The following is an 18,816-nucleotide window of genomic DNA, read 5'->3' on the forward strand; positions in this document are numbered from 1 at the left end:
TTCCCGGGCGCTCCCCCGGGTTGATCAGTCCGGCTGAGCCAGCACGACGCGCGAGACGGATGCCTCCCCCGCCGGCTCAGCGGTCTCCAGCGCCGGGCCGAGTCCGATGTCGACGAGCACGATCTCGCCGGCGAGCTCCGGGCCGCGTCCGGTGACGAGTCCCGCCTTGACCGCACCGAAGGTGACGGTGACGGATGCCGGGAGCACGGCGTCATCCGCGGTCCCGGTGTCGGGGTGCAGGCCGCTCGGGATGTCGACGGCTACGACGCGCTGCCGGCGCCCGGCGCGCGGGACGGTCGAGAGCAGCACGGTGACCGCCTCGCGCGCGGTGCCGCGCAGCGCCGGGTCCTGCGAGGCGCCGATGCCGAGGATGCCGTCCACGATGAGTCCGTAGCGGTGGGCGGTGTCGGCCAGCTCAGCGAGGTCGACCCTCCTCACGCCGGCGCCGACGGCGGCCGCGAGGGCTGACTCGTGGAAGCGGTCGGAGACCAGCAGCGCGTCGACGTCGGCGACAGCGGCGATCTGCGCCGCGGCGTAGAGCGCGTCTCCGCCGTTGTCGCCGCTGCCCACGAGCGCGAGCACCCGCGGGCGCGGCGTGTCGGGGTGATCGAGAGTCACGGGTTCCAGAGCGCTGGTCATGGTGGTGGGGGTCTGCGACGACGACAGTTCCGCGCGGACGACGTCGGCGAGGGCGCGCGCTGCGCGGCGCATGAGCGGCGTGCCGGCGTCGCGGAGCGGGCGTTCGGCTGCGCGGACCTGCTCGGCGGTGTAGGTCGGCACCTGGTGGCTCACGACTGCTCTTTTCCCGCCCCGACGCGTTCCTGTTCCGTCGGCGCGGCCGGCTGCTCGTCCGCCTTCTTCTTCTGGGCGGCGAGCCGTTCGCGGTCGGCGTCGGCGCGCGCGTGCGCGAGCTCCTCGGTGGCGACCCGCACGGCATCCTCCGCCTGCCGCACCCGGCGCAGGGCGAACGTCGGCGAGCCGAACCGCTCGCGGACGCGGTCGACGTGCTCGCGCTCGCTGACGATGATCCACGTCGACGCGAGCAGGATCACCTGCGCCGACAGGTTCAGCCACAGCAGCAGGGCGATGAGGCTGGCGAACGTGGCGAGGAGGGGGTTCGAGCCGGCGCCGGCGACGAACAGTCCCGACAGCTGCTGGAGGACGGTGAGCCCGAGCGCGCCGAGGAAGGCACCCGACCACAGCGCACGAGGACGCGCGCGCACGCCGCTCAAGCTGACGAAGGCGAGGGCGACGACGGCCATGTCCAGCAGGAAGACGACGACGATCGAGACGCTGCGCGTGGCGATCGCCGCGAAGTCGTCCTGCGTGATCCCCAGCCAGTCGAGGACGGTTCCGATGAACGAGGTGCCCACGAAGGTCGCACCCGCTGACAGGACGAACCCGCCGCCGATCGCGATCGCGAGCAGCAGGTTTCGCAGCAGCACCCAGACGAAGAAGACGTCGTCGTGCACCCGGTCGGCCAGGGTGCGGATCGCCACGCGCAGCGACCCGATCGCGCCGATCGCCGCTCCGACGAGCGCGACGAGCGCGATGATCCCGGCGACGGTGAATCCAGCGGGCGCCTGGATGTCGGAGACGTCGACGATCCCGCCCTCGCCGACGAGGCCCGGGATCGCGGCATCCACCGCGTCCACGAGCGACTTCCATGCCGCAGGGTTGTCGCTCAGCCAGACGGCCGCGAACGAGAAGCCCAGCAGCACACCCGCGAACACCGAGAACAGGGAACGGTAGGTGATGCTGTCCGAGAGCATCGGGCCGCGCCGCGCAGCGTAGTGCAGCCACACCCGTACGAGCCGCAGTGACAGCGCCCAGGCCGTCAGCTTCGCGATCAGGTCCGCCATGGCGCCACCTTATCGAGTGCGCGCGGGGACCCTGCCCAGGCTTGACGCGGGCCACATAGTATGTCCATGGGGATTGGGGAATTGCCGTGAGAGGTCTTGCACAGACGCTCGTGCTCACCGGAGCCGTACGAGCCGCCGACATGTCAGCCGCCATCGCGCAGGCGGGGGGCGCCGACGGGCCCGAGCTGCAGCGATTGCTGGTGAGCTCGAAGCTCGTGACCGAGGGGCAGGTCGCCGAGGCGATCGCCCTGCATACCGGCCACAGGTACGTCGATCTCGCGAGCATGCCGCTCGACCCGAACGTGGTCGCGCTCGTGCCGGGCAACCTGTGCCGCAAGTACGGACTCATCCCGGTCGACCTCCGGGGCGAACGTCTGACCGTGGGCGTGCTCGACCCGACCGACATCGTCGCGCTCGACGACGTCGCGAGCATCACCGACCTCTTCGTCGAGCCGGTCGTCGTCGCCGAAGACGCGCTGACGCAGATGTTCGAGCGGTTCCTCCGCTCCGACGAAGAGCTCAGCGAGCTGTCGATGACGATCGAGGAGTCCAGCGAGTCGAACCAGGCCGCGTTCACCGAGACGCTCGAGGAGCAGGACAACGACGCCCCGATCGTCCGTTTCGTCAATCTGCTGATCGCGCAGGCCATCAACGACCGTGCCAGCGACATCCACGTCGAGCCGGGCGAGAAGCAGCTCACGGTGAGGTTCCGCATCGACGGCGTGCTCCACGAGATGCAGAAGGCCGACCGCGCCATCCAGGACGGCATCATCTCGCGCCTGAAGATCATGTCGTCGATCGACATCGCCGAGAAGCGCAAGCCGCAGGACGGCCGCCTGTCGGTCACGCATGAGAACCGCTCGGTCGACCTGCGTGTGGCGACGCTGCCCACGGTGTGGGGCGAGAAGATCGTGATGCGCATCCTCGACAACACCGGCCAGGTCATGACGATGCGCGACCTGCTGTTCTCGAGCACCAACGAGAAGCGGTTCCGTGAGGCGATCACGAAGCCGCACGGCATGATCCTCGCGACGGGGCCGACCGGTTCGGGCAAGTCGACCAGTCTGTACACGGCCTTGCGCGCCATCGCGAACCCCAAGATCAACGTCATCACCGTCGAAGACCCGGTCGAGTACCGCATCGCCGGCATCAACCAGGTGCAGGTGAACAACCGCGCCGGACTGACGTTCTCGACCGCGCTGCGGTCGATCCTCCGCTCCGACCCCGACGTCGTGCTCGTCGGCGAGATCCGCGACTTCGAGACCGCGAACATCTCCATCGAGGCGGCGCTCACCGGTCACCTCGTGCTGTCGACGCTGCACACAAACGACGCGCCGTCCGCCCTGACGCGTCTGACCGAGATCGGCTGCGAGCCGTTCCTCGTCGCCACGGCACTGTCGGCGGTCATCGCGCAGCGCCTCTCACGCCGGCTCTGCATGCGCTGCCGTGAGCCGCTCGTCGAGACGAGCGAGGTGCTCACGTCGCTGGGCTTCCCGCACGACCCCGGCGATCTGCCGCAGCTGTACCGGGCAGCCGGGTGCCCCGCCTGCTCGAACACCGGCTACCGCGGCCGCGTCGCGCTCCACGAGATCATGACGCTGAGCGACGAGATCGAGACGCTCGTCGTGACGCGGGCGACGGGCAGCGAGATCCGTCAGGTTGCGCTGCAGCAGGGCATGATCTCGCTGCGCGAGGACGGCTGGTCCAAGGTCGCGCAAGGCCTGACGACGATCGAAGAGGTCCTCCGCGTCACCGTATGACGCGCCCGCCGGCTCCCGGCGCATCCGAGCGGCTCGGCGCGTTTCGTCTCGGTCGCTGGCGCTCCCTCGCTCAACGACCGGCACCTCTGCTCAGGCGCTGAGCCCGTCGAAGCACGCCACCGCTCCGACCCCCGGTCGTTGAGCGAGCGAGGAACGAGCGAGACGAAACGCCCCACCACCCGGTCGTTGAGCGCGCCCCCGCCCCGGTCGTTGAGCGAGCGAGGAACGAGCGAGACGAAACGCGCCCCACCCCCGGTCGCTGAGCGCGCCCCCGCCCCGGTCGTTGAGCGAGCGAGGAACGAGCGAGACGAAACGCGCCCGCCCCGGTCGTTGAGCGAGCCCCCACCCCCGGTCGTTGAGCGAGCGAGGAACGAGCGAGACGAAACGCGCCCCTACTGCTGTGCGAGCTCCCCGTAGAGCGTGAAGATCGGCAGGTAGAGCGAGATCACCATGCCGCCGATCACGATGCCGAGACCGACGATGAGGATCGGCTCGATGGTCGACGACAGCTGGGCAGTCGCCGTCTCGACCTCGTCCTCGTAGAAGTCGGCGATCGACGAGAGCATGTCGACGAGCGTGCCCGACTCCTCGCCGACCGAGACCATCTGCGGCACCATCGCCGGGAAGACCTCGGCCTTCGCGAGCGGTGCGGCGAACGAGCGACCCTGACGGATCGACTCCTGCACGTCGCGCACGGCCTCCTCGATCTTCCAGTTGTTCGACGCCTGGCCGACGATCGAGAGCGCCTGGATGATCGGAACGCCCGCGTTCAGCATCATCGACAGGTTGCGTGCGAATCGGGCGACCGCGATCTTGGTGGTCAGCTTGCCGAAGACGGGCATCTTCAGCTTGATCGGGTCGACGACCTTCCGGTACTGCAGCGTGTGGCGATTGGTGCGCCACCAGATCACCGCGACGATCACGACGAGCACGATGGCGGGAATCATCCACCACATGTTGTTCGAGATCGTGACGAGGATCTGCGTCGGCAGCGGCAGCGAGCTGCCCAGCCCCTTGAACATGCCCTCGAAGATCGGCACGACGAACGTCACCATGACGAGCACGCCGACGATCGCGATGAAGAGCACGATCGCAGGGTAGGTGATGGCCGCGCGGATCTTGTTCTGCAGCTCGGCGTCGCGCTGGTAGTTGTCGGCGATCGACGTCAGGGCGCTGCCCAAGAAGCCGCCGGCCTCGCCCACCTTCACGATGCTGAGCATCAGCGGCGGGAAGGTCTGCGGATGCCGCGCGAGCGCCGCAGAGAACGACGAGCCTGACTCGACATCGGCCTGCACCTGCACGAGGGCGGGCTGCAGGCGCTTGTCGTCGGTCTGCTCGATGAGGATCGCGAGCGTCCGCATGAGCGGCAGGCCGGCGTTGATGAGACCGGCCATCTGTCGCGAGAACACCGCGAGGGTGCGCGCCGAGACGGTCTTGGTGGCTCCCGGCAGCTTGATGTCGCGGTTCAGGCCGGTGTTCGACTTGAGCGTGACCTCGAGAGGCGTGAGCCCCTGCGCCTTGAGCTTGCCGGTTACGGCGGACTCGCTCGCCGCCTCGATCGTGCCCTTGACGACCGATCCGCCGCGCGGATCGACGGCCCGGTAGACGAATTCCTGTACGACGGCCATGTCAGGCCCCCTTCTCGGGCGCCGGCAGGCCCAGTTCGGCCCACGAGTCGGCGTCGTTCAGATACGTGTCGTCGGCAGCGCCCCACTCGACGTCGCGTGCCGTCGGGTCGACGCGGCCGCCCACCGTCGGCGAACCGAAGCGCGAGCCCATGCCGACGCCCGTTCCCGCGGCGGCATTCGCGGGGACGGATGCCGCGGCATCCGCCTGCCGCCATTCGCCGGCGTGGTGCGCCCACTCCTCGGCGTCGAGGTCGCGCGGCTTGACGTAGACGCCGTCGAGGCTCTTCGGGTCGACCGCGAAGTCCATCGCGACGTTGCGGGCGATCGTGCCGTCGGCGACGAGGCGGCGAAGATCCTGATCGAGCGTGTGCATGCCGATCTCGGAGCCCGCCTGCATCGCCGAGTAGATCTGCGCGACCTGACCCTCGCGGATCATGTTGGCCACCGCAGGCGTGTTGATGAGCACCTCGGTTGCGATCGTGCGGCCGTTCACCTGCGCGAGCGGCAGCAGCGTCTGGCTGATGATGCCCTGCAGCGTGTCGCCCAGCTGCGTGCGGATCTGATGCTGCTGGTCGGCGGGGAACACGTCGATGATGCGGTTGATGCTCTTCGCGGCGCCCTGCGTGTGCAGCGTCGACAGCACCAGGTGTCCGGTCTCGGCCGCTGACAGGGCCGTCGAGATGGACTCGGGGTCGCGCAGCTCGCCGATGAGGATCACGTCGGGGTCCTGGCGAAGCACGCGCCGGAGCGCTTCGGCGAACGAGTTGGTGTCGCGGCCGACCTCGCGCTGGTGGATGAGCGCGCGCTTGGACTGGTGATGGAACTCGATCGGGTCCTCGATCGTGATGATGTGCGCCGCCACCAGCTGGTTGACGATGTCGACCATGGCCGTGAGGGTCGTCGATTTGCCCGAACCTGTCGGCCCGGTCAGCAGCACGAGCCCGCGGGGGCGCAGCGCGAGGTCGCGCGCGATCGGCGGAGCACCGAGCTCTTCGAGGGTGTACACACGGTCGGGGATGTAGCGCAGCGCGATCGCGATCGACCCGAGCTGCCGGTACACGTTCGTACGGAAGCGACCGATGCCCGCTGTCGCGTGGGCCAGGTCGACCTCGCCGTGCTCCAGGAACTCCCGCTTCTGCCCCTCGCTCATGAGGGCGAACGCGGTGCGCTCGACCCACTCGTCCGACAGCACCTCGGGGTACCCGGGCACCGGCACCAGGTCGCCGTCCACGCGCAGCAGCGGCGGCGCGCCGGCAGTGATGTGCACGTCGGAGGCCCGGTAGCGCGCGCCGCGCGCCAGGAGCGTCTCGAAGTCCAGCTCGTCCATGGCCGTCACCCTTCTGCGTCCATGAAGGTCAGGGCGGTGATCTGCACGTCGAACGTGCCCTCACCGCTCTGCGTCGTGGTCGCCGTGATGCTGTTGAGCAGGCGCGGGCCCGCGCGCAGCGCGTCGAGGAACGCGGTCGCCTGCGCCATGTCGGTCGCGCTGGCGCTGATCACGAAGTCGACCTGCTGGCGTCCCGCCGCGGCGGCGATGCCTCCGCCGGCGGCGGCATCCGTCGTCGCTCCGGCGGTGGTGTCGGCGGCGCCCTCGGTCGCCGACGGCGTCGGCTCGGGTGCCGGCGCCGGAGCGACCGCGGCGGCGTCACCGTCGATGACGCCGGTGCGTGTCGTGAAGAGCACCTGCTCTCCGGCGGTGACGGAGGTGAGGGAGACTCCGGATGCCTCGGCCGCGCGTCCGACGACCTCGAAGACGTCGTCGAGTTGCGCGGTGGCGGGAATCTGCGAACGGAGCCCGGAGACCTCCGCGTTGATCTGCTCGAGGTTCTCCTCCTCGGCGGTGAGATGGTCGACCTGGGCCTGATAGATCGCGTTGGTGTTCGCGACGGTGGCGGTCTGCCCGTCGACGCCGACCGCCTGGAAGTAGAGCGGCAGGGCGACCAGGAACACGCCGAGCGCGATGACGCCGAGCGAGACGATGAGTCCGAGCGCGGTGACGAGGTGCTTGGGCATCACTCGCTCCCTTCTTCGGCCGCGTACTGATTGGAGTAAACGGTCTGGTCGAACTCGACGTCGAGCAGGTACGCGTAGCGCCCCTCCGACACCTGGCTCGACGTGACGGATTGGCCGTCGGCGTACAGCACGCCCTCGACACCGCGCAGCGACCGGATGATCGCGACGATGTCGAGCGGTGTCGGGCTGTCGATCGTGACCGTCCCGACGACACCCTGCTCGGCCGTCGGGTCGTCGCCCTGCGCCGCGCCGCCGGCGGCGAAGTCGAAGGCGGTGAGGGTGGTCTCGGCGGGCAGGATGCCGGAGATCTTGGCGATCACCGGCGTCCAGGCGAGGTCGGCGGCCATGGCCTCGGTGCGGTAGTCGGTGAGCTCGGCCTCGGTCGCGAGCGCCTGACTCACTTCCGAGAGCGACGAGATCTCGACCAGGAGCGCGTTGGTCTCGGCCTGCTCCGCGGCGAGGCGCTGGTCGGCGAAGAACTTGAACGCGAAGGCGCCGGCGATGATGAGGAGTGCGACGACGATGGCGCCGAGCACGACCCACACCCAGAGGCGTACGAGCTTGTCACGTTCGCGACGCACGACCTCGCTGCGCGGCATCAGGTTGACGCGGGGCACTCCCGCGAACGGGGCCGGGATGGCGGTCATCGGCCGGCCTCCCCGAGTGCGATGCCGATGGTGCCGACGAGGTTGAGCGAGACGTCGCCGGCGGGCGGCGGCGTCACGATCGAGACGACGTCGCCGGCCGACACGATGGTCATGGGCGTGTCGATGGCGGCGGTGAGTGCCGCCATCACGCCTTCGACCGCAGCGCCGGCGCCCGTGACGAAGAGGCGCGTCAGCGGCGCGGCGCTCGGCCGGCTGCCGAAGAAGGCCAGCGTGCTGCGGACGCGTGCGGCGAGGTCGGATGCTCCCGGCGGAGTCGCCGCGCGCATCGCACCGCGCGTGCGGCCGGCGGCGACGGCGGAGCCGAGGCCGTTCCCGCCTGCGGCGGCGAGCTCGAGTTCCGGCTCGGCGATCTCCGCGCTGTGCCGGCGAACCGCTGCGGTTGCGACGTCGATGGGCAGGAGTCGTACGAAGAGCGGCACCCCGCCGCGCGAGATCACGACCTGCGTGGTGTGGTCGCCGATGCCGACTGTCGCCACAGTCTCGTCCGGTGCCGCGAGTGCTGCGGTCGCACGGGCGAGTCCGAAGGCCGCCAGGTCGACTGCCTGCGCGCGCACCTTGACCTTCGACAGGGTCGAGATGATCTGCTCGATGCTGTCCGACACGGCCGCCACCAGCAGACCCGACACCTGGTCGCCGTTCTGGGCGAGCGGGAAGAAGTCCAGCACCGCCTGACTCGCGGGCACCGGCAGCAGGTCCTGCACCTGGTAGGGCAGGGCCTCGCGCAGCAGGTCGGGCCGCATCGCCTGGGTCGTGTACTCGCGCACCAGGATGCGGCGGCTGGCGACGCCGAGCACGGCATCCTTGCTCTTGAACTTCGCGCCGGTCCACAGCTGCCGGAGTGCGACGGCGACGGCGCCCGGGTCGAGCACCTCCGAGTCCTTCGCAGCGTCGGGCGGCAGCGGCACTTCGCCGTATGCGATGAGCTGGGGTCTGCGACCGAGTGAGAGCTCCGCAGCGCGCACGCTCTCTTCGGTCACCTCCAGCCCCACGATCGTCTTCGCCATGTTCTTCCCTTCCCCAAGTCCGTCGGGCTTACGCGCCGACGAAGAGATTCACGTACCACCGTCCGACGGCTTCGCCGGCGAACACTCCCGTCCAGGCGCCGAGGATCATCCACGGGCCGAACGGGATGGCGGTCTTGCGCCCGGCACGCCGGAGCAGCAGCAGTGCGATGCCGAACAGTCCCCCGTAGAGGAATGCGGCGAACGCGCCCACGGCCAGGGCTCCCCAGCCCAGCCAGCCGAGGTAGATGCCGATGACTCCGGCGAGCTTGACGTCGCCCCCGCCCATCCCGCCGCGTCGCACCGACCGCAGCAGGAAGTAGAACACGTACAGCACCGCCATGCCGATCGCGGCTCGCAGCAACAGTTCCCAGTCGCCCGTGAGCCAGGCCGAGACGGTGAACAGGATGCCGGCCACCAGGTAGCTCGGCAGCACGATGCTGTTCGGCAGCCGGTGGGTGTCGAGGTCGATGAGCGTCAGCACGATCGAGATCGCCGCGAAGTACAGGAACGCGACGATGATGAGCGCGGCCGCCCACACGTCAGCGGGTCGGACCACGCCGTCCCACGCCGGTGAGGCGAGGTAGGTCAGCAGCGTCGAACCCAGGAGACCCTCGTAGACCGCCAGTCCCCACCAGGTGACGAGCGTGAACGCGATGCCCGTCACCGCTTCGACGATCGGGTAGCGCGCCGAGATCGGCGCCTTGCAGTTGGCACACTTTCCGCGCAGGGCGATCCACGACGCAACCGGCACGTTCTGCCACGGCTTGATCGGCACGTCGCAGTGCGGACACCTGCTCTCGCGCATCAGCGAGATATGCGCCGGCACGCGATAGGCGACGACGTTGAGGAACGACCCGATGAGGAGGCCGAAGACCCCTGCGACGACGACGAGGAAGATGGTGAACTCGGTCATCGGTTAGCGCTCTGTCTGATACGCGCGGTTGTCGAGTCGCGTCACCGTGTTCGTCGGGTCGAAGATGCCGCCGCTCCCCTTGACGCCGCAGCTGAGCTTGCCGATCTGGGGCTTCCACTCCATAGGGGTGCACGTGAAGGTGCCGCCGTTGAGGTGGATGCCGAGATTGCCCATGTAGAGCTGTCCGGTCATCGTCAGTGCCATGGAGTTGGTGATGCCGCACGCGCTGTAGACCATGGTGCGCACACCGATCGTGGAAGTCGCGGTGAATTTGTCGGAGCCCGTGGTGCAGGTGGGCTTGCTGTCACTGCCGTTCGCGTCCGCGTGAACGATGAACAGCTGCGGGTCACCTGCCGCCTTCGTGATCGTGCCCGTCAAGTCGAGATTCATCCCCTTCGTAGCGGGAACATACAGGATTGCATCGCGCGCGAGCGCGAAGTTCCCGGGCGCGACAGTGATCTCGTTCGGACTGGCGCCACCCGTGCAACTGGTCATGTCGATGAAGGCGCGGGTTCCGGGCACCGTGAGCACGGTCTGCAGCTCGGCGGCCGAGCACAATCCGGTGTAAACGGTCGAGTCGGTACTCCACGGCACGGTGTTGGTGAGTTCGATCCAGGCCGTCGCTGCGAACACCTGATCCAGCGTCGGGGTGACCGTCGGCACCGTCTGATTCTCCAGTACCGGCACGGCTGTACCGTCGAGTCGCTTCCAGTCAGCGGGTTTGTGATCGGTCACCGTTGCTGCGGTCTTGAACGAGCCGTTCACGCTCCCCGAGCCGTTCTTCGTCGAGATCGTGCCCTTCGCGTAGACGTCGCCGCCAATCTTGATGTCATTGGCTGTCAGAAGAATCGATCCGTCCAACGAGACGAGATCGCCGCCGACGGTCAGCTTGTGGTTCTTGGTGTCGATCAGCCCGCGGGTGTAGACGCTTCCGGTGATCACGCAGTCCTTCGTGATCGACAGGCCACCTTTCAGCACCCACAGGTCACCTTGGATCGAGACGCCGTCCGCGTTGTTGCAGGTGTAGTCGCCGTCGTCCCGAATCACCAGGTCGCCCTGGTAGGTCGACTTGGTGGCGGTGAACTCGCCTTCGAAGAAGGCGAGCGTCCCCGCAGGCTGAGTCGCCGGGCCGTGGTACCACGGGTAGACCGAGTCGATGGTGGTCTGCGCGTCATCGGTACCGGTCCCCGTGGACCGGATGACCACCCACTTCGTCGTGGGTATCGGGCAGGTTGCGGTCACACCCGCCGCGTCCCATGCGTCGGGCCTGTCGGCGGCTTCTGAGGATCGGATCGAGTAGGTGTACGTCGGCGCGGCACCGGCGGTCGAGTTCGCCGACATGGTCACGGCACCGCAGTTGAGTCCGGTCGAGGTGATCGCCGACGTCAGCGAATCCACAGCTACATCGCGGCCCGACTCGGCGGCGATGAACGCCTGCGTGCGGTCCTTATTGTCGACGTTCGCGCCGATCGTGAAGACCACGGACGCGGCGATGGTCGCCGCGATGATGAAGCCGACGAACATCACGACCACCACGGTCACCAGCACGGCCCCGTCGTCGTCGGGACGTGCATCCGTGCGCTGTTGAGTCCTGCGCAGCCGATCGATCACCAGCATCCGTCGCTCCCTGCTTCTTGAATCGACCGGGGCGCAATGTCGGCCGAGAACGTGACCGGCGCTGCATCGGTCGTGATCTTGAACGTGTAGGTCAGCGAGTTCGCTGTCGTGCGGACGAAGTAGGGCGTTGTGCCCTCCTTCGTGATACCTGTCTGCCAGGTCGGCCACGCGGTGCTGGGGGACGACAGCGTGCCGGAATCGGTGGTGAACTGAGCGCCCGGATCGGTGAGGCGGAAGCCCTGGCATTTGAGGTCGCCGGTGAGCGAGGTGCTCACCCGCAGTACTGTGCCGCTTTCCGTGACGTCGAAGTAGAGCGCGTTGCGCATCGCCCGCTCGATTGTCGATGAGACGAGCTGCCCGCGGTTGGTCGCCTGGGTCACGCTGGTCACCTGTTCCTGCGTGCGCCACGAGTTGACGAAGATCGTCGCGATCGCGGCGATGACGATTCCGCTCACGACGATGGCGACGATGAGCTCGATCAGGCCGAGTCCGTCGTCGTCGGTCGTGCTCGTGCGACGTGTCATGGGACGTAGATGAGTGCAGTGCTCGTGGCGAGGGTGCGTCCCTCGCCGACGATGTTGACGGTCAATGTGGCTGTCGCGCCGGGGGCGCACCCGGTAACGGAGCTCGTGGACGCCGAAAGAGAGACCCCACGTCCGTCGGTCACGGCAGGCCGTGCTGCGATCGAACCGAGGTAGGGACAGGTCGGCGTTGCTCGCGCGTCGTCAACGATGGAGTTCATGTAGCGCGTCGCGGTCGCTGTGGACGCCTGCTGCGACGACAGCATGATCCCCTGCCAGAGGGCAGGAAGTATCGCCACCGCGACGATGCCCAGCAAGAACATCGCGATGATCACTTCGACAAGGCTGAACCCCGCAGCATCAGTGCTACGACCCCTCATCCGCACACCTCCCCAAGTGGCAGAATCCCTGATCATCATGTCATACGGGGCCGAGGAGCAACGCCCCGGCCCCGCATGCGAACCAGCGTTCACGGAGACTTAGCGAAGCCAACCGATCCGGCGGTTGACTCGGTCAGCAGCCTGGCCCCGACTCCGCCGTAAGCGGCGCCGCCGTAGTACCAAAGCCGGAGGCCTTCACGCAGACCTCCTCAACCTTCGTCGGCGTGAAAGCTGCTCCCGCGGCATTCACGGTGGCCGCCGTGATCTTGGCACCTGTCACGTTGTACGGCGCAATCGCGGTGGTCACTGTCGTGTTCGTGTCGTTGTCGGCGAGCGCAGCCGCCACCGCGGTGGCGCTCTCCGCGGCGGCAGCCTTGACCGCGTTGGTCTCGGCGCTGCTCTGGATGTTGGCGAAGATCGGGATCGCGATCGCGACGAGGATCCCCAGGATCACGACGACGATGATGAGCTCGATGAGCGAGAAGCCCTCTTCGCCTTCTTCTTCACGGCGACGATTCGCCGCCTCAACATAGTTCTTGATAGTTGCACGCATGGCGCAGTGTCTCCCCAGTGTGTGAATTGATTGGTCAGCTCTGACCGCCGGCACAGCAAGTACCGGTTCACATGTAACCCCAGTAACGAACTCCCAGACTCTGTCAGAGCTGGGTTCGAGACACGCGCCCAAACGCGGGTCCCCTCCCGCCGTCGACGGTGTCAGACTCAGCCCCTTCATGTCAACGCGAGCGCATGCAGTGTTGCCTCAGGACTTCCTCAAGTCGCTTCACCACATCTCCGAGTGCGATGCCGGCGGTACGGAGATACCTGCGGCGGCTCAGCCCGGTGTCTGGGCGGTCGGGAGTCTCATGACGGATCGCCGCATTCCTGCGTCCGATCGTCGGCGCCGTCATCACCGTGCAGCGCCCGACACGCAAGCGCGAGACCCGTGTACGCGCCGGGCTAGACGTCCGACACGATCGCGCGGAGGATCACGAGTCGGGACATCACTCGCCGGCGCGGCAGGTGCGCCACGGTCACTGCGGAACGATATTTCGAGGCTGCTTTTCTCGAACATACTTTCTATACTGCGTAAACCTTGGTATCCTTCAGATATGGATATCTCAGCGAACACCCTCGATGATCTGGAGTGGCGCGCTGACTATGCCGACGACTGGTTCTGGGCGCCCGATGACCCTGATGATCCGGCGCTGACTCCTCCCGATGTCGCCGTCGCGGCGCTCTACTCGAGTGGCGAGGCCCACACCGCGGCGGTCACCGCGCTCGAGGGCCTGAGTGTTCGTGCCCGCGTGCTCATCGCCGACGAGTACGCCGCCATCGCGATGATTCTGACGGATGCCGCGGCCTGCCCCGACCCCTGGGTCGGAGCCGATCCGACCCACGACCCCGACTGGCGTGACCCGCAGGGTCGCTCGGTCGCTGCGGTGCGCGCGGAACGCCGCAACATCGCCGTGCGGGCGGCAGCGCTCGACGTTGCGACGCGGTTGGGGATGTCGGAGACGGCGGTTCGCACTCGCGCCGCACATGCCGACACGCTCCGCGAGCGATGCCCTCGGATCTGGGACGCATTTCGCGCCGGGCGCTTGCCAGCGCAGAATGCGGCCGCCGCGGCCCAGCTGGCGGCCTCGCTTCCCGATGACGCCGCCGAAGCCTGGGAACGGTTCGACGAGACCCTCGAGACGGGGGCGCAGCAGCTGCCGCCCGGCAAGTTTCGGCTGCGCGCCCGCGTGGTCCGCGAGCGCGTTCACCCCGAGTCCCTCGAAGTGCGCCACCAGCGCGCGGCAAAGGATCGCAACGCGTGGTTCGAGGCCGAACACGACGGCATGGCGACGCTCACGGTGCTCGGCCCCGCCGACCGGGTGTTCGCCCTGTACGACCACGCCGACGCCCGCGCCCACCACGAGAGCGTTCAGCCGGGTGAGGAACGAACCGTCGCGCAGCTCCGCGCCGACGCACTTCTCGACCTCATGACGACGGCGGCGCTCGCCGGATCAGACACACGTGCGCCTCGCCCGTCCGTCGCAATCACCGTGCCGGTTATGACGCTGCTCGGTCTCGACGACGAACCCGCCACCCTCGACGGGTACGGCCCCATCGACATCGAGACCGCCCGTCGGCTCGCCGGGGAGGCATCCAGCTGGGTACGGATCCTCACGCACCCGATCAGCGGCACCGTCCTCGACGTCGATCGCACCACCTACCGGGTTCCGAAGGCACTGCGACGATGGCTCGGCGTGCGCGACACGGTCTGCATCGGACCGGGCTGCAGACGCGCCGCCCGCGACTGCAACATCGATCATCGACTCGAATGGCAACACGGCGGCGCGACGGTCGACACCAACCTCGCGCCACTCTGCGAGGGGCACCACGTACTCAAGTCGAAGAGCAAATGGACGCTCTACAGAGACGACGTGACCGGAGCAACATGGTGGGTCTCCCCCACGACCCTCACCGTGCCCACCGAACCAGCGCCCTGGTGACACCGCCCATCCACGCCGCGCAAACCGAGCCGGATCGCGCCGTCGTGCCTGGTTCACCACCTACCTCCTGGATGAACCACTAGCGCCCGGATCACGCGACGTGCCTGAATCACGCCGTCGTACCCGGAGCACGCCGTCGTACCCGGAGCACGCAGCAGCGCCCGGATCACGCCGTTATACCCGGATCACGTATACCCGGATCACGCCGTTATACCCGGATCACGTATACCCGGATCACGCCGTTATACCCGGACCACGTATACCCGGATCACGCCGTTATACCCGGACCACGTATACCCGGATCACGCCGTTATACCCGGACCACGTATACCCGGATCACGCCGTTATACCCGGATCACGCAGCAGCGCCCGGTTCACTCCGTCGTGCCCGGAGCACGCCGTAGCAGCTGGATCGCCGACGCGCCTGGATCAGGCAGCAGCGCCTGCATCACGCCGTAGCGCCCTGATCACGCCGCAGCGCAGAATCCGTCAGGCCAGAATCGCGAGCGCCAACTCGGTCGCGACGAAGACGAGCCATGCCACGAGCACGACCGATACTGCCAGGGCGACCACGGACATGACACGACTCGTCCTCCGCTGCCGGGAGACGATGAGTCCGCCGATCGCGAGGAAGAACGCGCCGGCTGCGAGGGCCACGCTGACCAGGCTCACCATGCCGGCGATCGCCTGATCCCGGCTCGCGAGCCACACGACCACCGCCACGCCACCGATCGCCGCCAGGGCGATCATCACGATCGCCGCACGAGCAGGGATGTTCGCGGGCGCGGCCTCCGGAATCGGCGGTCGCATCCCACCCACGTACGAGCTCGAGACAGGCTCGTACACGATCGGTGTGGGCATCCGATCGGCGCCCGGCGCGATGCGGCGCGGCGCGATCTGGTCGGGAATGCCGCCGGACCGCGTCGCGCGGGCCCCTGTCGTCATCGGTCCACCGGGCGACGGAGGCTTCGTGGCAGCAGGCGGCACGACCGGTGCGGAGTCGGATGCCGCGGGCGCGGCGTCCATCGGCACCGGAGTCGCATCCCGTGCCGGCGCAGGGGCGGCCAGCGACGACGGGGCCGGCCACACGGGCGCCGAACCCGGCGCCTCGCCCGACCGCTCGCCGCCCGATGCTCCGACGGGAGGCACATCGTCCACCGATGCTCCGCCGGCGGGCACCTCGTTCGCAGTCGTCCCCGCATTCGCCGGGATCGGACGCGATGCGCGGAGCTGCGCCCGACTCATCGGTGCGGCAGCGTCGACGGGCGGGTCAGCCGGGGCTGCGGCATCCGATTCCGGGAGGCGGAACTGGTCCGTCCACGCAGCACCGTCCCACCACCGCAGGCGGTCGGTGCGCGACGTGTCCGCGTACCACCCGGGCGGCGGTCCCCCCTGAGACCCGTCCGACATCATGCTCCCCAGCAGAATGATTCTCGCTGCGGCCAACATACCGGACCGATGGGACTGCGAGTGCCATAGCTCTGCTTGTCACCTCATGTCCAGTGTGAACGCGGAACAGCGAGCACGCCACCGCTGCTTTCCCGCGCCGGCCATGCCTCACCGGCGAGCATCATCTACCGAGAGGCGACCGCTCCACGGACGAACACCCACGCCCGCTCACGGACTCAGCCGTCCAGCACCTCGAGTCGCACGGTCACCGGGCCACCGTCGACGAGTTGCTCGGCATCCCTGACCGCCTTCTTGAGCGGCAGCACGTACGAACCCGAGTCGGACGACGGGAAGATCGACGTCGTCCACTCGCTGCCGCCGATCCGCGCGCGCACGCGCACGGAGCCGAATCCGCGGTACGGCCGCGGGATCTCGCGGATCTCCTCGCTCAGCTCAGGCGGGACCGCCGTGAAGAACCACGAGGAGTCCTCCCGTGCAGCCCAGCGGAACACATCGCTGTCGAACTCGATGATCACCTTTCGACGCTACCGTCGGCCGGGGACACGCGTCACAGGTGCTCGCCGGGAGGCCCACCGTGGCGGTCCACCAGGCGTTGCAGGCAGCTCGACCAGCCGTCGATGTGCTGATCGCGCTCCTCGCCGCTCGCAAAACCGGACTGGCGCACGATGACGCGGGTCGCGGCATCCGCTGCCGGCTCCAGCACGACCTCGACATCGGTCGCGTGCTCCTCCCCCGCCCACCGCCACGCGAGCCGCAGCGCGCGCCGCGCTTCGAACGTGAGCACCGTCGCCTCGACGGCGATGCCGGCCGGCGCCGACCGCACCTCCCAGCGACCCAACTCGCGCACCTCGACGACCGCGGTCGTCTCGAAGCGGGGTGGCCAGAACCACTCGGCGAGAAGACCTGCGACGGTGAACTCGCGCCACACGACATCGACGGATGCCGCCACCAGCGCCTCTTCGGTGAGCTCATGCATGCTGACAACGTACGCCGGGCCTCCCCCATAGGATCAAGCGCATGTCGAACGCGCGCCCCCGGCCACCTCTCGCCACGCCGGACCGGCCGGGCCGCGACCTCTCGAAGCCGCTTCCCCCGGCGCTCAGCTGGATCACGCTGCTCGTCTTCGCCGCGGCGTTCACCGTCGCGTACTTCCTGTTCGGACTCGCGTGGTGGCTGCCGGCGCTCTACGGCGCCGCGAGCCTCATCACGTTCGCCGCCTATGGGATCGACAAGTCGGCGGCCCGCCGCAGCGCAGGGCGCGTCCCGGAGCAGACGCTGCTCCTGCTCGGACTCGTCGGCGGCTGGCCCGGAGCGATCGTCGCGCAGCAGCTGTTCCGGCACAAGACGCGCAAGCGCTCATTCCGCCGGGCGTTCTGGGGCACGGTCGGGGTGAACATCCTCGTGCTGGCGGCCGCCGTGTACGTCGTCGCCGGCATGCCCCTGTTCTGACGTCCCGCCGGTGTGCTGCCGCGCAGTGTCGCGAGAAGCGACCCGGGGGCGGAGCATTCGGGTTGCTCCATCCTCGGGTCGCCGTCTCTCTCGCGTCGGGGTGGATTCGTCAACGCCGAAAACCCCTCCCACGCCGAAGGTTAAGACCGCGTCGAGCGGCGACGCCTGGGGGTTGACAAATGTGCGGCGACGGAGGTGGGGACAGCTCGCGGACGCGGACGCGGACGGCTGCAACGGCGTCAGCGCCGGGTCATCGGCGGCCGCAGCAGCGCGCGGACGCGGACGGCGTCAGCGGCCGTATCCGGCGGCCCAGTCGTCGCCGTCGGGAACCCACTCGGCGGCTGATGCGGAACCCGCCGATGGCTGTGCGCGGCGCCACTTTGCACCCTCGGGCCAGCTCACCGCGAAGGTCGACGCGACCTTGAACACCCGGCGCGACAGGCCCGAGAGGGTCTGCACCGGGCGCGCCGACACCGGCATGCGCAACTGTGGGTCGTAGCGGACGCCGTCGGACGGCCGCAGGCGGATGGTCAGGTCGAGGTCGTCGTGGATGCGGGCGTTGTCACGATCGACGTGGTCGCGCACGCGCTCCCACACCTGGGCACGCATCGCGAAGTTCGACCCGAAGACCAGCGGGATGCCGAGCCACTTCTTGATCCAGTAGTGGCCGCCGCCGATGTACCAGCGCTCACCGAGGTAGTTCTGCAGCGGCGTCCCGCCGTAGAACTCGGCCCCGCCGGTGAGCACGCCAAGTGTCGGGTCGGACACGAATGCGCGCACCAGCCTTGCGATCCAGTCGGGATGCGGCCGCGAGTCGGCGTCGAGCCGCGCGATGATGTCGGCCTGCTCCAGCGCCTCGTCGTAGCCGCGCGCCGCGGCCGGCCAGATGCCGATCGACGACTCCTCCACGACGACCGCATCGTAGACACGCGCGACGGCGGCCGAGGCATCCGTGCTGGCGTTGTCGACGACGATCAACACGTCGGCGGGGTGCGTCTGCGCCGCGAGCGCGGCGAGGCATGCATCCAGATATGCCGCGTCGTTCCGGCACGGGATGACCACGGCGACGCGAGGGGCGAGGGGCACAAGCGCCACC

Annotated in this window: 18 protein-coding genes and 1 pseudogene; 3 read left to right on the forward strand and 16 right to left on the reverse strand. The window is 68.5% G+C overall.

The window, feature by feature from the left end; genetic code table 11:
• Nucleotides 1–24 precede the first annotated feature (24 nt).
• Complete coding sequence (locus tag MRBLMI12_RS17755; protein ID WP_363357568.1) at nt 25–792, reverse strand: NAD(P)H-hydrate epimerase; 768 nt, start codon at nt 790–792, stop codon at nt 25–27.
• Nucleotides 789–1,862, reverse strand: coding sequence for a YihY/virulence factor BrkB family protein (locus MRBLMI12_RS17760; RefSeq protein ID WP_363357569.1), 1,074 nt, complete (start codon nt 1,860–1,862; stop codon nt 789–791). Before MRBLMI12_RS17760 ends, MRBLMI12_RS17755 begins: the two co-directional genes overlap by 4 nt.
• Before the next feature lie 86 nt (nt 1,863–1,948).
• Between MRBLMI12_RS17760 and MRBLMI12_RS17765 the strand changes: the two genes are divergently transcribed.
• Nucleotides 1,949–3,622, forward strand: coding sequence for a GspE/PulE family protein (locus MRBLMI12_RS17765; RefSeq protein ID WP_349427772.1), 1,674 nt, complete (start codon nt 1,949–1,951; stop codon nt 3,620–3,622).
• Between the two features lie 392 nt (nt 3,623–4,014).
• On the opposite strand, the gene MRBLMI12_RS17770 is transcribed toward MRBLMI12_RS17765, so the two are convergent.
• From MRBLMI12_RS17770 to MRBLMI12_RS17810, 9 genes are all read right to left on the reverse strand, one after another.
• Nucleotides 4,015–5,250 (reverse strand): type II secretion system F family protein, encoded by a 1,236-nt coding sequence (locus tag MRBLMI12_RS17770; protein ID WP_349427773.1) that lies wholly within the window; start codon nt 5,248–5,250, stop codon nt 4,015–4,017.
• 1 nt (nt 5,251) lies between these two features.
• The gene (locus tag MRBLMI12_RS17775) at nt 5,252–6,577 is read right to left on the reverse strand and encodes a type IV pilus twitching motility protein PilT (protein ID WP_363357571.1); all 1,326 of its coding nucleotides are present in this window, start codon (nt 6,575–6,577) and stop codon (nt 5,252–5,254) included.
• 5 nt (nt 6,578–6,582) lie between these two features.
• Nucleotides 6,583–7,263 (reverse strand): hypothetical protein, encoded by a 681-nt coding sequence (locus MRBLMI12_RS17780; RefSeq protein ID WP_363357572.1) that lies wholly within the window; start codon nt 7,261–7,263, stop codon nt 6,583–6,585.
• Nucleotides 7,263–7,910, reverse strand: a complete 648-nt coding sequence (locus tag MRBLMI12_RS17785; RefSeq protein WP_363357573.1) for a hypothetical protein — start codon at nt 7,908–7,910, stop codon at nt 7,263–7,265. The genes MRBLMI12_RS17780 and MRBLMI12_RS17785 overlap by 1 nt, the downstream gene beginning before the upstream one ends.
• A complete protein-coding gene (pilM, locus tag MRBLMI12_RS17790; protein ID WP_349427777.1) occupies nt 7,907–8,935 on the reverse strand; it encodes a pilus assembly protein PilM in 1,029 nt (342 codons plus the stop codon). Before pilM ends, MRBLMI12_RS17785 begins: the two co-directional genes overlap by 4 nt.
• A 28-nt stretch (nt 8,936–8,963) precedes the next feature.
• A complete protein-coding gene (locus MRBLMI12_RS17795) occupies nt 8,964–9,848 on the reverse strand; it encodes a prepilin peptidase (protein WP_363357574.1) in 885 nt (294 codons plus the stop codon).
• Nucleotides 9,849–11,455: 1,607 nt separating this feature from the next.
• Nucleotides 11,456–11,989, reverse strand: coding sequence for a PilW family protein (locus tag MRBLMI12_RS22255; RefSeq protein WP_414686228.1), 534 nt, complete (start codon nt 11,987–11,989; stop codon nt 11,456–11,458).
• Nucleotides 11,986–12,405, reverse strand: coding sequence for a type IV pilus modification PilV family protein (locus MRBLMI12_RS17805; protein WP_363357576.1), 420 nt, complete (start codon nt 12,403–12,405; stop codon nt 11,986–11,988). Before MRBLMI12_RS17805 ends, MRBLMI12_RS22255 begins: the two co-directional genes overlap by 4 nt.
• Before the next feature lie 94 nt (nt 12,406–12,499).
• Nucleotides 12,500–12,919, reverse strand: coding sequence for a type II secretion system protein (locus tag MRBLMI12_RS17810; protein ID WP_363357577.1), 420 nt, complete (start codon nt 12,917–12,919; stop codon nt 12,500–12,502).
• Nucleotides 12,920–13,475: 556 nt separating this feature from the next.
• Between MRBLMI12_RS17810 and MRBLMI12_RS17815 the strand changes: the two genes are divergently transcribed.
• Nucleotides 13,476–14,861, forward strand: coding sequence for an HNH endonuclease signature motif containing protein (locus MRBLMI12_RS17815; protein WP_363357578.1), 1,386 nt, complete (start codon nt 13,476–13,478; stop codon nt 14,859–14,861).
• Nucleotides 14,862–15,350: 489 nt separating this feature from the next.
• Here the strand turns inward: MRBLMI12_RS17815 and MRBLMI12_RS17820 are convergent, their stop codons facing one another.
• The 4 genes and pseudogenes from MRBLMI12_RS17820 to MRBLMI12_RS17835 all read right to left on the reverse strand — a co-directional run bounded on the left by MRBLMI12_RS17820 (nt 15,351) and on the right by MRBLMI12_RS17835 (nt 17,247).
• A complete protein-coding gene (locus MRBLMI12_RS17820) occupies nt 15,351–16,019 on the reverse strand; it encodes a hypothetical protein (protein WP_363357655.1) in 669 nt (222 codons plus the stop codon).
• A gap of 135 nt (nt 16,020–16,154) precedes the next feature.
• Nucleotides 16,155–16,310, reverse strand: a pseudogene (locus MRBLMI12_RS17825) (DUF2510 domain-containing protein); the annotation flags it as partial.
• A gap of 176 nt (nt 16,311–16,486) precedes the next feature.
• The gene (locus tag MRBLMI12_RS17830) at nt 16,487–16,786 is read right to left on the reverse strand and encodes a DUF1905 domain-containing protein (RefSeq protein ID WP_349427786.1); all 300 of its coding nucleotides are present in this window, start codon (nt 16,784–16,786) and stop codon (nt 16,487–16,489) included.
• A 32-nt stretch (nt 16,787–16,818) separates the two neighbouring features.
• Nucleotides 16,819–17,247, reverse strand: coding sequence for an SRPBCC family protein (locus MRBLMI12_RS17835; protein ID WP_363357579.1), 429 nt, complete (start codon nt 17,245–17,247; stop codon nt 16,819–16,821).
• 41 nt (nt 17,248–17,288) lie between these two features.
• On the opposite strand from MRBLMI12_RS17835, the gene MRBLMI12_RS17840 reads away from it, so the two are divergent.
• The gene (locus MRBLMI12_RS17840) at nt 17,289–17,720 is read left to right on the forward strand and encodes a DUF1294 domain-containing protein (RefSeq protein ID WP_363357580.1); all 432 of its coding nucleotides are present in this window, start codon (nt 17,289–17,291) and stop codon (nt 17,718–17,720) included.
• A gap of 288 nt (nt 17,721–18,008) precedes the next feature.
• Here the strand turns inward: MRBLMI12_RS17840 and MRBLMI12_RS17845 are convergent, their stop codons facing one another.
• The gene (locus tag MRBLMI12_RS17845; RefSeq protein WP_363357581.1) at nt 18,009–18,806 is read right to left on the reverse strand and encodes a glycosyltransferase; all 798 of its coding nucleotides are present in this window, start codon (nt 18,804–18,806) and stop codon (nt 18,009–18,011) included.
• Nucleotides 18,807–18,816: the final 10 nt, after the last annotated feature.

This window comes from Microbacterium sp. LMI12-1-1.1 (assembly GCF_040676455.1).
Taxonomy (GTDB): domain Bacteria; phylum Actinomycetota; class Actinomycetes; order Actinomycetales; family Microbacteriaceae; genus Microbacterium.

Bases quoted from the DNA above. Each gene is read 5' to 3' on its own strand.
- MRBLMI12_RS17795 (WP_363357574.1), bottom strand. From the start codon at position 9,848: ATGACCGAGTTCACCATCTTCCTCGTCGTCGTCGCAGGGGTCTTCGGC.
- MRBLMI12_RS17780 (WP_363357572.1), bottom strand. From the start codon at position 7,263: ATGCCCAAGCACCTCGTCACCGCGCTCGGACTCATCGTCTCGCTCGGC.
- MRBLMI12_RS17775 (WP_363357571.1), bottom strand. From the start codon at position 6,577: ATGGACGAGCTGGACTTCGAGACGCTCCTGGCGCGCGGCGCGCGCTAC.
- MRBLMI12_RS17835 (WP_363357579.1), bottom strand. From the start codon at position 17,247: ATGCATGAGCTCACCGAAGAGGCGCTGGTGGCGGCATCCGTCGATGTC.
- MRBLMI12_RS17810 (WP_363357577.1), bottom strand. From the start codon at position 12,919: ATGCGTGCAACTATCAAGAACTATGTTGAGGCGGCGAATCGTCGCCGT.
- MRBLMI12_RS17760 (WP_363357569.1), bottom strand. From the start codon at position 1,862: ATGGCGGACCTGATCGCGAAGCTGACGGCCTGGGCGCTGTCACTGCGG.
- MRBLMI12_RS17785 (WP_363357573.1), bottom strand. From the start codon at position 7,910: ATGACCGCCATCCCGGCCCCGTTCGCGGGAGTGCCCCGCGTCAACCTG.
- MRBLMI12_RS17770 (WP_349427773.1), bottom strand. From the start codon at position 5,250: ATGGCCGTCGTACAGGAATTCGTCTACCGGGCCGTCGATCCGCGCGGC.
- MRBLMI12_RS22255 (WP_414686228.1), bottom strand. From the start codon at position 11,989: ATGACACGTCGCACGAGCACGACCGACGACGACGGACTCGGCCTGATC.
- pilM (WP_349427777.1), bottom strand. From the start codon at position 8,935: ATGGCGAAGACGATCGTGGGGCTGGAGGTGACCGAAGAGAGCGTGCGC.
- MRBLMI12_RS17840 (WP_363357580.1), top strand. From the start codon at position 17,289: ATGTCGAACGCGCGCCCCCGGCCACCTCTCGCCACGCCGGACCGGCCG.
- MRBLMI12_RS17805 (WP_363357576.1), bottom strand. From the start codon at position 12,405: ATGATGATCAGGGATTCTGCCACTTGGGGAGGTGTGCGGATGAGGGGT.
- MRBLMI12_RS17815 (WP_363357578.1), top strand. From the start codon at position 13,476: ATGGATATCTCAGCGAACACCCTCGATGATCTGGAGTGGCGCGCTGAC.